Origin of the sequence: Mycoplasma buteonis (genome assembly GCF_000733865.1) — a bacterium.
Taxonomy (GTDB): Bacteria; Bacillota_I; Bacilli_A; order Mycoplasmatales; family Metamycoplasmataceae; genus Mycoplasmopsis; species Mycoplasmopsis buteonis.
In genome coordinates this window covers 1-14,553 of the sequence record NZ_JPOK01000004.1, presented here as the reverse complement: position 1 = coordinate 14,553, position 14,553 = coordinate 1, and the positions used below count along the sequence as shown (strand labels likewise).

16 protein-coding genes and 1 tRNA gene are annotated in these 14,553 nt (G+C 28.0%); 15 read left to right on the top strand and 2 right to left on the bottom strand.

Translation table 4 applies throughout. The features are described from left to right. Positions 1 to 318 precede the first annotated feature (318 nt). The 11 genes from EI91_RS00170 (at position 319) to EI91_RS00120 (ending at position 11,070) form a co-directional block, all read left to right on the top strand. Positions 319 to 1,701 (top strand): ABC transporter ATP-binding protein, encoded by a 1,383-nt coding sequence (locus tag EI91_RS00170; RefSeq protein WP_036451758.1) that lies wholly within the window; start codon positions 319 to 321, stop codon positions 1,699 to 1,701. Continuing rightward, positions 1,685 to 2,524: an ABC transporter permease gene (locus EI91_RS00165; protein WP_036451755.1), complete on the top strand. Its 840-nt coding sequence runs from the start codon at positions 1,685 to 1,687 to the stop codon at positions 2,522 to 2,524. The genes EI91_RS00170 and EI91_RS00165 overlap by 17 nt, the downstream gene beginning before the upstream one ends. After that, complete coding sequence (locus EI91_RS00160; RefSeq protein WP_036451752.1) at positions 2,517 to 3,311, top strand: ABC transporter permease; 795 nt, start codon at positions 2,517 to 2,519, stop codon at positions 3,309 to 3,311. Before EI91_RS00165 ends, EI91_RS00160 begins: the two co-directional genes overlap by 8 nt. After that, positions 3,311 to 5,341 carry a hypothetical protein gene (locus tag EI91_RS00155; protein ID WP_036451749.1) on the top strand — a complete coding sequence of 677 codons (2,031 nt, stop codon included), beginning with the start codon at positions 3,311 to 3,313 and terminating at the stop codon, positions 5,339 to 5,341. The genes EI91_RS00160 and EI91_RS00155 overlap by 1 nt, the downstream gene beginning before the upstream one ends. 169 nt (positions 5,342 to 5,510) lie before the next feature. Continuing rightward, the gene (locus tag EI91_RS00150; RefSeq protein WP_036451746.1) at positions 5,511 to 5,939 is read left to right on the top strand and encodes a ribosome assembly cofactor RimP; all 429 of its coding nucleotides are present in this window, start codon (positions 5,511 to 5,513) and stop codon (positions 5,937 to 5,939) included. A gap of 7 nt (positions 5,940 to 5,946) precedes the next feature. Then, on the top strand, positions 5,947 to 7,611 hold the full coding sequence (locus EI91_RS00145) for a NusA N-terminal domain-containing protein (protein WP_036451743.1): 1,665 nt from the start codon (positions 5,947 to 5,949) through the stop codon (positions 7,609 to 7,611). Then, positions 7,595 to 7,879 (top strand): YlxR family protein, encoded by a 285-nt coding sequence (locus tag EI91_RS00140; protein ID WP_245597282.1) that lies wholly within the window; start codon positions 7,595 to 7,597, stop codon positions 7,877 to 7,879. The genes EI91_RS00145 and EI91_RS00140 overlap by 17 nt, the downstream gene beginning before the upstream one ends. Then, positions 7,872 to 9,677, top strand: coding sequence for a translation initiation factor IF-2 (infB, locus tag EI91_RS00135; protein ID WP_036451737.1), 1,806 nt, complete (start codon positions 7,872 to 7,874; stop codon positions 9,675 to 9,677). The genes EI91_RS00140 and infB overlap by 8 nt, the downstream gene beginning before the upstream one ends. Positions 9,678 to 9,685: 8 nt before the next feature. Continuing rightward, on the top strand, positions 9,686 to 10,195 hold the full coding sequence (locus EI91_RS00130; protein WP_036451734.1) for an adenine phosphoribosyltransferase: 510 nt from the start codon (positions 9,686 to 9,688) through the stop codon (positions 10,193 to 10,195). Between the two features lie 242 nt (positions 10,196 to 10,437). Then, positions 10,438 to 10,701, top strand: coding sequence for an HPr family phosphocarrier protein (locus EI91_RS00125; RefSeq protein WP_036451731.1), 264 nt, complete (start codon positions 10,438 to 10,440; stop codon positions 10,699 to 10,701). A 48-nt stretch (positions 10,702 to 10,749) separates the two neighbouring features. Beyond that, complete coding sequence (locus EI91_RS00120) at positions 10,750 to 11,070, top strand: hypothetical protein (protein WP_036451728.1); 321 nt, start codon at positions 10,750 to 10,752, stop codon at positions 11,068 to 11,070. A 163-nt stretch (positions 11,071 to 11,233) separates the two neighbouring features. On the opposite strand, the gene EI91_RS00115 is transcribed toward EI91_RS00120, so the two are convergent. Beyond that, positions 11,234 to 11,318, bottom strand: a tRNA-Leu gene (locus tag EI91_RS00115). Between the two features lie 210 nt (positions 11,319 to 11,528). On the opposite strand from EI91_RS00115, the gene efp reads away from it, so the two are divergent. Genes efp through EI91_RS00095 form a run of 4 tightly spaced genes read left to right on the top strand, consistent with a single transcriptional unit; the run spans position 11,529 to position 13,783 of the window. After that, positions 11,529 to 12,092 (top strand): elongation factor P, encoded by a 564-nt coding sequence (gene efp / locus EI91_RS00110; RefSeq protein WP_036451726.1) that lies wholly within the window; start codon positions 11,529 to 11,531, stop codon positions 12,090 to 12,092. Between the two features lie 2 nt (positions 12,093 to 12,094). Beyond that, positions 12,095 to 12,400 carry an MMB_0454 family protein gene (locus EI91_RS00105; protein ID WP_036451723.1) on the top strand — a complete coding sequence of 102 codons (306 nt, stop codon included), beginning with the start codon at positions 12,095 to 12,097 and terminating at the stop codon, positions 12,398 to 12,400. Continuing rightward, the gene (locus EI91_RS00100) at positions 12,400 to 12,720 is read left to right on the top strand and encodes a hypothetical protein (protein WP_036451720.1); all 321 of its coding nucleotides are present in this window, start codon (positions 12,400 to 12,402) and stop codon (positions 12,718 to 12,720) included. Before EI91_RS00105 ends, EI91_RS00100 begins: the two co-directional genes overlap by 1 nt. 1 nt (position 12,721) lies before the next feature. Then, positions 12,722 to 13,783, top strand: coding sequence for an MAGa3780 family membrane protein (locus tag EI91_RS00095; RefSeq protein WP_036451718.1), 1,062 nt, complete (start codon positions 12,722 to 12,724; stop codon positions 13,781 to 13,783). Positions 13,784 to 13,892: 109 nt separating this feature from the next. Here the strand turns inward: EI91_RS00095 and EI91_RS03705 are convergent, their stop codons facing one another. Further along, on the bottom strand, positions 13,893 to 14,435 hold the full coding sequence (locus tag EI91_RS03705) for a restriction endonuclease subunit S (protein WP_281171506.1): 543 nt from the start codon (positions 14,433 to 14,435) through the stop codon (positions 13,893 to 13,895). Between the last annotated feature and the right edge of the window lie 118 nt (positions 14,436 to 14,553).

Genomic DNA, 14,553 nt, shown 5'->3' with positions numbered 1-14,553 from the left:
AAATTTTATTCATTAAAAAATACGCATTAATTACTTTTAAATCTATACAGTAGCTTTAAACGTCATTAGATTTAGATATTAAAACATTAAAAAAATTAAAAAAAATTTACTTAAAAAACATTTTTCCTTATAATTAAACTTATATGAAAAGGAAAGCGGTTTTAATTCAAAAAATTAACGTGAAAAATATATTCGAGATATTTAATGTTGTTAAATATCCTGTTTTTGATTCTGCTTTCATCAATTACGTAATAAAAGATTCTGATATGGTCTCCCTGTAATTTTAATTTTTAAGTAATTACAGAAAGGAATTTTAATATGGCTATATCAAAAAAGAAAAAAAACAACTTGCCAATTATTGAATTAAAAGAAGTTGTTAAAGAATTCGATGATAAAACAGTTCTACATAGTGTTGATTTAAAAATTCAACGTGGTGAATTTGTTACGCTTTTAGGTCCATCAGGAAGTGGAAAAACTACAATTTTAAGACTTCTTGGAGGTTTTGAATGAGCAACACGTGGTGAAATTATGTTTAATGGTGTTGATATTAAAGATTTATCACCACACAAAAGAAACGTATCTACAATTTTTCAAGATTATGCTCTTTTCCCGCATTTAAACGTTGAAGGTAACATTGCTTACGGTTTAAAATTAAAAAGAATTCAAAAAGAAGAAATTAATGAAAAACATATTGCTTTATTAGAAAAGAAAAAAGCACTTTGAACTAAAAAAGCTGAACAAAAAATGGATGAATTAGACAAAATTCAAGAAAAATTTACAGCTGAGTTAGAGAAACTAAAGCCAGGTACATATCAATACCGTAAAAGACAAGATTGACTTGATGATTCAGATTTTAAGTATTCATACTGAGAAAACTATGTTCAACAAAAAGTAGAAGCTTTTGAAAATTACTACTTTAAACGTAAAATGACAAGTAAAGAAATGGATGAAAAAATTGCTAAAATCATTGAAATTGTTGGACTAACAGGAAATGAGAAAAAAGCCATTTCACAACTTAGTGGAGGTATGAAACAACGTGTTGCCCTTGCTCGTAGTTTAGTTATTGAACCTGAAATTTTATTACTTGATGAACCGCTAAGTGCTTTAGATGCTAAAATTAGAGAAAAAATGCAAGTATTGCTTAGAAGTATTCAACAAGAGCTTGGTCTTACATTCATTTTTGTTACACACGATCAAGATGAAGCATTAGAGCTTTCTGATCGCATTGCAGTTATGCGTGGTGGTGTAATTGAACAATATGACACACCAAAAAATATTTATGATTATCCAGTTAATATTTGAGTTGCAAAATTTATTGGTAATTCAAACATTTTCAATGCAAAAATTCTAAAAAATGGTAATGTTCGTTTACTTGGTAAAGAATTTAAAACTGTGCATGATTTTGAAGAATTTGATGGAGAAAATGATGTTGATGCTCTTATTAGACCAGAGGATATTGATATTTTAGTAGATCCTAAATCTGTTAAAGGAAAATTAAAAGGTTGAATTAAAGAAATTCAATATCGTGGTAGCTATTACTACATTACTGTAGAAACAGATGAAGAAGATATTATTTATGTCGAAACAGCTAAGAAATTTGATTTAAATGAAAAAGTTTATTTATCATGAACTATCGATTCAATTCACTTGATGAAAAAAGATACGAAATGAGATTACAACAATAATGCTTTCCAAAATTAGAAAGACTTTAAACTTAAATCAAAAATTAGCTTTAGCTCTTCCTTACATCATTATTTCAATATTTTTGATTATTTTACCTATTATTTTAATTATCGTTAGTGCTTTTAGTTCTACTGATTCTGAATTTAGTAGTTGACAATTAGTGACTAATTTAAACACTTGAAAAATTATTTGAAGAAGTGTTTATGTTGGTTTAATTTCAGCTATTTTATGTTTATTAATTGCTTTTCCATATGCATATATGATTTCAACAGCAAGAAGTAAAATTTTTCAAATTTATGCTTTATCTTTAATTATTTCACCAATGGCAATTTTTACTATTGCAAGAATTTACTCAATTAAAGGTTTATTTTTAGCTATTTTTGCTACTAATCCAAACGCATTAAATAGTGAATTATTTATTATTTTAGGATTAACATATTTAAATTTACCTTTAATGGTTATGCCACTTTATACTGTTTTTAAAGATATGCCTAAAAACATTGTTGAAGCTTCTAATGACTTAGGATACAACAATTTCCAAACCATTTTTAAAGTTATTTTACCTTATGGTACAAAAGCTATTTTAAGTGGACTTGCGATGATTTTTCTAGCTAGTGCAACTACTTTTGTTATTTCAGCTAAGTTATTACCTGATGGGTCACAATTCCAACTTATTGGAGATTTGATTAACTCAAAAATTAACCCAGGAAATAAATATGATTTACAATCAGGTAGTGCTCTTGTTATTGTGGTTTCGGCAATTTTTATCGGAATTTATTCACTCTTTTTACTTATACCGAAATTAATTTTCAAATTTAAGAAGGGAGCTCACTATGAATAAATTTGCTACTTTTTTAAAACAAAGTTACATTTATATTATTTTATTATTAGTTTATATTCCACTCTTTTTTGGTGTTATTTTCTCATTTAATGAAAAATCACCAAAAGGTGAATTTAACCCATACTTTACACATGGAACAATTGAAAATTGACAAACTTTATTACAAAATGGACGTGATTTAGCTTTAATTAATACTATTTTATTAGCAATTATTGTTAGTATTTTAGTGGTATTAATTAGTCTTGTGACAGTTTATTCTTTATATCGTCAAAAGAGTAAAATTGTAAAGCGTTTTATTCAAGGAAGTTCAAATATTCCGCTTATTAATCCAGATAACATTACTGCAATTGGTTTAGTTCTTGTTTTTAGTGTTTTTGTTGGTGTAATTTCAACAGAAAATGAAGGATTTATAAGATTAATTATCGGACATACTATTATGGCATTGCCATACGGAATTATGCTTATGCTTCCTCGAAGTGAAAAATTTAACAATAACCTTTTTGAAGCTTCACAAGATTTGGGATATTCAAGAATCCGCTCATGATTCAAAACTTATTTAGTGTATATGATTCCGAGCATTATTATGGTAATTGTAGTTTCTTCTGTGCTTAGTTTTGATGACTTTATTATTGCACGTACTGTGTCAAATGGTTCTACACTTGGAACAAAACTTTATGAAGGTGCTTTTGAGCCTTGAGGTTTAGTTCTAGGATCTATTGTCCTTTTTGCAACTATTATTGGAAACGTAATTTACACCATTTTTAAATCAAAACGTAAAGGTGATTAATGAATAAATTTTCAAAATCAGCTCTTTATGTTGCAACAGGACTAATTGCTACAGTATCACTTACAGCTACAATTGCCGCATTTAAAACTAAAAAAGCTTTTAAACCTAGCTTTTATAACTACAAATCATACATGTCAGAAGAAAATCAAACTTTATTAAGAGAAGAATTTGATTACAAAGCTTTTGACGAAATTAACCAATTTACTAACGCCTTAATTAATCGTAAAGCAGCTGGAGGAATTGGTTCTGATTTCCTTGCTGCTTCCTTAATTCAAAAGAATTTGCTCAAAAAAATTGATTATCCAGTTTTATTTAACGACGATGATTTAAAGAAATTACCTAAAAATGAGCAAAAAAGTTTAGTTAAAAAAGCCTTGCAAACAATTTTAAGAAAAGAAATTTGAGATCACTTAGAGGAATATAACAAATTTTTAGTCGATGCAAACGGCAAGCACATTAAAGATGATGATGGAACGGATATTGAATTTTGACAGTACTTTCTACCATATTATTCACAAGATTCGGTTGTAGCTTATAATGTTTTAAAACACGACTTAGCTGATGCTAGATCAGTTTTAAAAGTTCTTAGTGCTCCAACTAAACCTAAAACAGAATATTCACTTGAAGATTTTCCGGAAATTCAAGAAAAAGTGCAATCACTTTTAGATTTGGACTTTAATTCTAATGAATACCAATTAGCAAATGGAACTGAATCAAAAACCGATTTAGTAAACTTATTAAAAACCTTATCGAGTAAAGGTTATAACGGTTGAACTATAACTGATGCAATTAGAGATAATATGCTTTTTGGTTCTAGCTACTGAAAAAAAGCTGATGGAAGTCGAACTGCTAATGATTTTACAGGTGAAGTTGAAACCAAAACTTACCGTGAATTAATTGATGCTTTTGTAGATTTAATTAAAGATGGAACTAATTATAATGTTACCGATAATCAACACATTTCTTTTAAAGGTGATGGACTTGAACTTTTAAATAACTTAATTAACTTAACCAGACCAGATGTTAAAGCTGCTATTATGTACAATGGTGATGCGATTGATGCTTATTATGGAGCTTATAACTTACCTGGTTGAAGTATTGATGGTTCAATTCGTGCGGTAAAACCAAGACATAACTTACTTTTAGTTGATGGACTTGTTTTTAGTGCCAATAATACGGATAAGAAAAATGATGATTATTTAACCTTGCTTGGTAAGAGTATTTACCAAAATCTTCAAAGTGAATACCAAGTGTTTAAAACAACTTTATTTAATCAACCAAATAATGAATTTTCAGCCACAGTTCGTCGAAACTTTATTGAACAAAATGTCGCAAATTATTGAACAGATATCAAAGAAAATGAGATTTTAACATTCTTAGAAGAAAATGAATATTCCAAAGAAGAATCTAAGAACCTTGCTAAAGAATACGTGGAGCATTATTTACCATATTTTTCACTATTAAATACTAATAATTCAGAGTTTTTAACTAATCATTATAGCAAAGATACTGATGAAGTAAATCCTAATTTAGCTAGTGTTAAATTTAATTTAAGTAAATATGAATCTGATTTTTTAACTAATTTATGAGCGAAAATTAAATCTAACCAGTTAGATGAAACCGATTTTGCTTTCAGTTATCAAAACATTTTAGCAAAACAAGTACAAGCATTTTTATCAGATAATGCAGATTATTTTGAAGAAGAATTAGACTTACAAAACTTTGATAAGTTATTAGATTTAGTTGCTGAAATTATTAGTTATTTAGATTTATCAAACGACTATGTTATTGAAAAATATTTAAATTTAAATAACTTTGATTACATTAATTATGATCCAACACAAAATATTGATTATGAGTTAGTGTTACGTAATTACTTTGCTACTGTCGGATACGGAATTGATCAATTAGCAGTTGAAATGTATAAAATTGAAAATACAGAAAATATTGTACATAAAGCAATTACACCAGTTGATGATCAATTGCAAAGTTTAATTACTACTTACTACTTTAATCGTACAAAATCATAAACTAGCATTTGCTAGTTTTTTAATAAGAGTTCTCAATTTAGTAATATCAAAGTAATATTTAGCACTATTTAGGTTTGCTGTTTTAATATTAAGCAAAAAGTGTTATAATAATTTTAATTCAAGATGATGAGTTGCGAAAGCAGCTCTTTACTATTTTTATAGAGGTTTTATGGATTATAAAAAGTTACTAAACGAACAATTTGGCAACAAAGTTTTGGAAGCTAAATTAACTAATTTTAGCGGTACAACACTAGAGGTTGTGCTAGATACAGACAATCTAAATGAAGTGGAAAATTTTTCAAGAAGTTTATCACAGTTTTTAGAAACACAAACTTGATTCAAAGATGAATACAACTTAGAAGTTTTATCACGTGGTGATGATTTAAATTTAGATAAACATAATTTAAGCTCACATGTAGGTGAAATGGTGAAAATAAACACTATTAAAAGCTTTGAAAGTTTAAACACTTTTGTGGTTGAACTATTAGAAGATAATGAAACTGAAGTTTTAGTCAGATGAAATAAAAAAGGACAATTCCGTAAAATAAAATTATCAAAAGATAACATTAGTTCAATAGAAAAGTACATTAAATTTTAGGAGTTTTATGAAAAAAGTAATTACAGATAAATTATTAGCTCAAGAAACAAGCTTATTTCAAATGATTGAAGGTTATGCTGAAAAATTCAAATTATCATTTGAAGATGTTTTAGCTTTATTCGAAGAAGAAACAGCCAAAGCTGTTAACCGTGATATTGATAAAGAAGCTGAAATCGTATTAGAAGCAAATAAAGATACACAAAGAATTGCGATTATCAACCGTAATGTTACCGTAGTTGATAATGAATATGACTTTGATGACTTAAATGAAGAAAAACAAACAGATGTGCAAAGATTAATGTACATTACTGAAGAAGACGCAAGAGGTATTTTAGGTCAAGATGTTACTGAAGGAGATACAGTTGAAGTTGCTTTAAATTTTGATATTTTCCCTGAAAAAACTAAAACAGCAATTAAGAATGGATTTATTCAATCTTTAAAATTAGCTGATAAACAAAGAATTTTTAACTTATATTCAGAAAGAATTGGTGAAAAAATTCGTGCACAGGTTTTATCAAAAAATAGCAAAGGTTCATATAATTTAAAATTTGAAGATGGAGTTACTGCTTTTTTACCAATTAACAAAATTTCAAATAAATTAAAATTATCACCTGGACAATTTATTGATGTTTACTTAGATTCAGTAAATATTGAAAGCAAATTAAGTATTTGTGAAGTTAGAGTTGATTCACCTAAAGAAGTTGAAGAAGCTTTAAAAAATGAAATTCCTGAAATTGCAAATGGTGATATTCAAATTGTTAAAATCCAAAGAATTCCTGGATTTAAAACTAAAATTGCTGTGCAACCAAACCCTGAACGTGAAGTTAATTACGATATTATTGGAACACTTTTTGGTGAAGGTGCCAAACGTATTTTAGCTATTAGTGAAAAACTTAATAACGAAAAAGTTGATATTGTTCGTTACAGTGATGATTTATTCGAATACATTAAAAACGCTTTAGCACCTGCTAAAGTTGTTGATGTAGTGCTTGATGGTAAAAAATACATCGCTATTGTAAAACCACTTGAAATTATGTCAGCTATTGGTAAAAAAGGTATTAATATCGAATTAGCAGCTAAATTAGTTGGAGCAAGATTGGAAATTGTGACAACAGATCAAGCTGTTGAACGTAACATTGATTTCAAAGAAAGATTTAGCTATGAAAAACCATTATTTAAAAGCACTGCTAAATCACATTCAGCTAAATCACAATCTAATAAATTCTTCCAAGGTATTGATTTAGATTTATCAGACTTTACTGATGATTTATTCAAAATGATGTCACAAGAAGAAGAAATTCAAGATGTGCAATCATTAAGTAAAGAAAAACGTGCACGTAAAGAAACAGTTAAAAAATCTGTTGCTCCATCAGCCACTGAACTTGATTCACTTTTCGATCAAGATAATATTCAAATCGACACAGATGAAGAAGATTATGACTTTATTGAAGATATTGATAGTTTATTCGATGAAAGTTTTGTACCTGAAGAAGAAAAAGAAGCAAGCTCTAATTCTGATGCCAAAAATGATAAGAAAACTAAAAACGTAATTAAGGCTTACCAAAAATCAAAAGTTGAATTAAAAGATTTTAAAGTTGATAATGACTTAGCGAACTATGGACTTGATACTAATATTGATTTAGATGAGTTTGACGATGCTTGAGAAGATTAATTCTAATTACGCTCGTAAATGCATTGTAACTAATACAATAGTACCTATTGAAAAATTAGTTAGATTTGATTATGTCAAGTCAGAAAATCTTATTACACTTGATTTAAGTAAAAATAAAAAAGGGCGTGGTGCATACTTCATTCCAACCCTTGCTAATTGAGAAAAGATTAAAAAATCTAAGGCTTTAAATCGTGTGTTCAGATTTAATGTTGATAAAGAAGTATATGAACAAATAGAACAACAACTAAAGGAGGTTCTTTATGAGTAAAAAGAACAATAGAATTAGTAATGTTAATGATATTAAAGAGCAATTATCTAATACTAAAACAGAATTAAAAGATGGGATTTTCATTTTCACTGGAAAAATGACAATTAGCGATTTCGCTTTAAAAACAAAGCTAAATCCAAACGATATTATTCGTAAATTTTTCATGTTAGGAAAAATGTACAACCTAAACCACGTTTTAGAAGAAGAAGAAATTGCAGAACTTTGTGTTGAAAACGGTTTTGATTTCCAAAAAGAAACAAACATCGATGCTGGTAACTTCCTTGATGAAGTTAACTTCAAAGATAATGAAGAAGATTTAGTACGTCGTACACCTGTAATTACTGTTATGGGACACGTTGACCACGGTAAAACAACATTAATTGATAAAATTAGAAATTCAAACATTGTTGCTACCGAAAGCAGTGGAATTACACAACATACAGGTGCTTACCAAATTAAACACAAAGGATTTAGAATCACTTTCTTAGATACACCAGGTCATGAAGCGTTTACTAAAATGCGTGCACGTGGTGCGAAAGTTACAGATATTGTTGTTTTAGTAGTTGCAGCTGATGATGGTGTAATGCCTCAAACAAAAGAAGCTATTGCCCATGCACAAGCTGGAAATGTTCCTATTATTGTTTTTGTTAACAAAATGGACAAACCAAACAAAAACTTAGATCGTTTAAAAGCGGAATTAGCTGAAGCTAACGTAGTTATCGAAGAATTTGGTGGAGACACTCAAATTGTTTATGGTTCTGCTTTAAAAGGTGAAGGTTTAGACGAACTATTTGACCAAATTAAGTTACTTACAGAATTACTTAATTTAAGAGCTAATCCAAAAAGATATCCTTTAGGAACTGTTATTGAATCAAGAGTTGATAAAGGTGTTGGTGTAGTTTCAACAATCATTGTTGAAAACGGAACACTATACAAAGGTGATTTCATCGTGGCTGGTTCTAAATGCGGAAGAATCAGAATGCTTAAAGATGCACTTGGCAATGAACTAGAATTTGTTAAACCAGGGTGACCAGCAATTGTATCAGGATTAAACTATGCTCCTGATGCAGGTGATAAATTTGTAGGAATTAATGATGAAAAATTTGCTAAAAAATTAGCAACTGAAAAATATTCACAAGACAAAATGCAAAGCCTTACTGATGCATACAACGCCAACCTTAATGCTGATGGTAAAAAATCAATTAATGTAATTATTAAATCAGACGTAGCAGGAACAGCAGAAGCAATTAAAGGTCAGTTAGAAGGAATGGAAAATGATGAAGCTGCAATTAAAGTAATTTCAGCTACTGCAGGAAACGTAACTGATTCAGACTTGCTTCTTGCTCAAGCTTCTAATGCTATAATTTTTGTGTTTAACATGAAAATTGCACCTTCAATCAAACAAAGTGCACAACAAAATAATGTTACAATCATCGCACATGATGTTATTTACAAAATTATCGAAGATTGCCTTAACATTCTTGATGGTGAAAAAGCACCAGTTTATGAAGAAAGAAAAATTGGTGAAGCACACATTATTAAAGTATTTTTCTACTCTAAAGTTGGTAAAATCGCTGGATGTATGATGGACCAAGGTTTAGTAAAAGAAAAATCAAAAGTTAAAGTTTACCGTAGAGGTAAATTAGTTCACGAAGGTAAAATTGAAACCTTAAAACGTGAATTAAACGATGCTAAAGAAGTTGTCAAAGGAAAAGACTTTGGTACTCACATTAAAGATTTCAATGATATTATGGAAGATGATATTTTAGAATTCTTTGAAGATGTTAGAGTTAACTAGGAGAACTCATGGATATTAGTAAATTAATTAGAGACGTTCCTGACTTTCCTAAAAAAGGAATTATGTTTAAAGATATTTCACCACTACTTGCAAACGGTGAAGCGTTAAATTACACAATCAACGAAATTGCAAAGCACTGCCAAGATGCAGACATTATTGTTGGTCCAGATGCACGTGGTTTTCTATTTGGGACACCTGCTGCTGCTTTTTTAAAGAAACCTTTTATTATGGTTCGTAAGCCAAATAAATTACCTGGAAAAGTTATTTCAATGAGCTATGATTTGGAATATGGTTCAAATGTACTCGAAATTCAAGAAGGTTTTGTAAAACAAGGGCAAAAGGCAGTTATTGTTGATGATGTGCTTGCTACATGTGGAACAACTAAAGCAATTATTAAATTGCTTGAGTCACAAGGAGTAACAGTTTCAAAGGTTATTGTCTTGCTAGAATTATCAGAATTAAATGGTAGAAAATTAATCGGTGAAAACGTTGAAGTTGTTTCACTAATTAATGTTTAATAAGTATTAAAATGTTAAGAATTTCTTAACATTTTTAATTCTAAAGTAGATTTAAAAAAACAACAAAAAACATTTTAGTAGAAAAAAATCATTATTTTAGCTAAAAAACAGCTATTTTTCGATAAAAAAACTATTTTTTTAAAGTGTTTTACGTCTAATAGTTTATAATATTTCTACACTTTAAAAACACTATTATTATTTATATTAAATTGAAAATATTAGTTAAAAATAAGGAGATAATTATGAAAGAAATTACATTAAAAATTATTGATCCAATTGGTATTCACGCACGTCCAGCTCAATTATTAACAGCTAGTGCTTCAAAATACAAATCAGATTCAAAAATTCTTGCTAATGGTTTAGAAGCTAACTTAAAATCAATCATGAACATCATGACATTAGGTGTTAAATCAGGTGATGAAGTTACTTTAAAAGTTACAGGTGAAGATGAAGAAAAAGCATTCGAAGAACTTGTATCTACATTCAAAACAAACGGATTAGCATAATAATTAAATCAAGGTTTAAAACCTTGATTTTTTATTTATAATTATGTTATGAATTTTATAAAAAAACATTGAAAAAAAATAACTCTTATTTCAGTTGGGATTGTGTGCGTTGCAACAATTAGTACAACTTTCGGAGTTTTAGCGTGACAAACTAATATTTATAATAAATCTTTTTTAAAAGGAGAGTTAAAATTAGCTAAGCAACGTGCAGAGCAAAATAAAACCACTGCTAGAGTACAAGAATTAATTCACGAAGCTGATGAACTACTTAATAAAGAAGATGCTACTGCAAAAGAATATCAAAGAATATTACTTGAATTTCAACGTGAATTAAATATTTCTAAAAAACATAAAGATAATCAAATGTAAAAATTTTTTTACTTATACAAAATAATTTAGACAAAAAGCTGACAAAATTATCTGTCAGCTTTTTATATTTAACTAAGTAAGTATGATTTTTAAAAATAAAAAGCAAAGTTGATAATTTGCTCAATTAAAATTAAGGTATAAAAAAACTACCTAACGGTAGATATGGTGCCCAAGACAGGATTTGAACCTGCACGGATTGCTCCACTAGATCCTTAGTCTAGCGTGTCTGCCAATTTCACCACTCGGGCAATTGCTGTAATATTATAACATATTTTTTATTAAGTTACAAAAGTTGATTTTGTATTTTTAAAAAATTAGATATTTTTACGTTCTAAATGAAGTTTTAACTTAGATTTCATAATATTTATCAAGCAATAAAATGCTATAAAAATTAAAATAATATATAATATAAGAAACTTATGGAACGCTATTTTTAAAGCTATAAAAAAGGAGAAAATATGATTAATGTTAACGAATTTAAACCAGGAATTACCTTTCAAGAAGATGGTGAAATTTTTGTAGTATTAGAAGCTCAACACTCAAAACAAGGACGTGGACAAGCTAACGTTAAAGCTAAAGTTAAGAACTTAAGAACAGGTTCAACAACAATTAAATCATTTACAGGTGGAGACAAAGTTAAACCAGCACACATTGAAAAAAGAAAAATGAACTACTTATACAATGATGGTGAAAACATTGTACTTATGGATAATGAAACATATGAACAAGTTGAAATTGGGATTAGTAAAGTTGAATGAGAACTTAACTTTTTAAAAGAAGGTTCAACAGTACAAATTAGATCATTTGAAGGTGAAGTGCTTGATATTGAACTTCCAGCTAACGTTGAATTAGAAGTTACTGTGGCACCTGAAGCTGTTAAAGGTAATACAGCAAACAATCCACAAAAGAAAGTTGAAGTTGAAACAGGTTACGAATTAGAAACACCAATGTTTATTAAAGAAGGTGATTTAATTTTAGTATCTACCGAAACAGGAAAATACGCAGGAAAATCAAATAAATAAAAATGAACTGAATTAGTGTATCATACAATCAAAATCAAACATATATTGTGCAAGAAAAAGCAATCTTAGATGCTATTTCCAATGTTATTGGTAGATTTAAAAGTTTTAAATTAGCTAGTAAACCAAATGTAAAAATTAATGATGATCATTCAAATTTACAGTTATATTTAGAAATTAAATTAAAAATTAAAAGCGATTCATTTTATACTGTAATTAAAGAATTATCAAATCAGCTCGAAGAAACAATTAAACAAATGATTGATGTTAAACCTAAAAACATTCAAATTGCTGTGGTTGATTTTATTTAATGAAAAGAAACGAAAATATTGATTATCCAATTTATCGTCAATTTTTTATAAATGATGCAAAAAAATTAAAAAAGAAAGTAGCTTCAAGTAAGCTACTTCTTTTGAAAAAAGCTGATCGCATTAAATATATAAAAATGATTGATTTATTGATTAAAGAACTTTCTGAAGGTAAAATTCAAAATTCTGAATTAATCACTAATCGTAAAGCATATCTCAAATTCAGAAATGATATTTTAATGAAAGCTTACTCAGTTTTTTTAATTTTAGGTTTTACAATTGTTATGATATTGTTATTCGTTTTTATATTTGTTAGTTTTTAGTATGGAAAAAGAACATAAATTTAGTAGATTAACTGAAAAATATCGCAGATTTAGTACGCTTGACTGAATTACTTTTACTATTGGAATTTCTCTTATTATTTGCTATATAGTAATTACTTTTTATGAATGATATATGGTTTCGCTTCGCAATGTAGAAGCTTATGAAAAAATTAAAGATACCATTAGTGCTATTACAAATGGAAATCAAAATATTCATTTAGCGAACTTATTATACCCAAATGCTAACCGTGTTTTTTGAGGTGGTTCGACTTATTGATTTACTTTTTTAAGTAATGTTTTCATGGGTGTAACGCTAACTTTTTATCCATTTGTCCAAAAATCACTTCGTGCTCAAAAATTTTATTTTGCTTCAATGGTCTTTATTATCGTGGTAGCTGGTGCATACTGAACTGGAATTGCGATGGTGCCAAGTACTTTCTTAAACACTTACCTAGATGAAAAATTTAAATCTATTTTTATGCATGCTGTAGCTCCTATTTTAGGATTATCAACCTTGCTATACGAACGGAAAAGAATTAACGTTGCAACTGCTTCAATTTGAAGCTTTGCTTTTTGACCTATTGCTTATCTATTTTTATTAATTATTCCAACTTATGTTTTTGGGTACAAATTTATGCAATTCGGAATAATTAATCGTGATGGACAAGACTTTCCACCTAACGAACTAGATCGTGGAATTGTAATTTACCAATTAGTTAGTTTTAATTATCCGCTAGGATACAAAGGTGATATTTTCTGAGTTAAAATTTTAATGAACATTTTAATGATTTTTATGGCTTTTATTACAGCACCTGTTGTTGGTTTTATTTTAAGAAAAATTTTAAGAATTCCTAATCCAGGCCAAGTAGTACAAAAAATATATTTTGTCTCACCAACCATAAAACAAGAAAAAGAAGAGTTTATTCGATCAAAAACTAAAAAATCTATTTTACACGCCTACCGTGAAGAAGAAGACTCGCAAGCTTTATTTTATAAAACGCTTGAAGAAATTAAAAAACTGCAAAATGCACAAAAAGAAAATAAAGAAAATGATTCAAACTAATTTATTTATTCAATCTTTTTAATTTAAAAATAAAAAACACTTTATATTTATTAATAAATTTAATAATTATAAAGTGTTATTTTTATATTTTGCTGATTTATTCTCTCGTTTAAAAGTCGAATAATTTCTCTAAATAATATTTATATCTCTTGTTATTTAATTCTATAAGTTTTGGAATAGAATTAACTGAATTTTTAGATAAATCTTCTAATCTTTCTAAAATATTTACTATGTAATTTTGAATTTGTATAGGTGGGATAGGAATTTGGATGTTAGCAACTTCGTTAGACATCATTTTAGGGTTAGAAATATTTTTATTTACGTATTTATTCATATTTGCAGATAATCAAAAAAACAAAAATTTACTTGAAAGCTTTTCGCGATTTTTTATATCTAATAATCCAGAAACATTGGTAATGTTAAATTTTCCTTTTCGATAAAATGGTGTACCTGCATAAGCTCCATCGGTTGTTCATGTAACATATTCACCATCAAAATCATAAGTATCGATATAACCGATGCACCCATCATTTGATGTTTGAGAAGAATAAACAGGATATTTACTTGAAGAAATTTTAATATCCTTTTTACTTATGACTTTGCCTCTTTTAATATTGCACAAACTGCCTATATTATTAAATTCAAAACCTAATATATAAAGTAAAATTTTCTTAATTTGAATTAGAAGGTGTGTGTGTGTGTGTGTGACAAGTTATCCACAAGTTCTTCATTATTTGTAAGAACTGCAAAAATATAATCACGGTAGAATT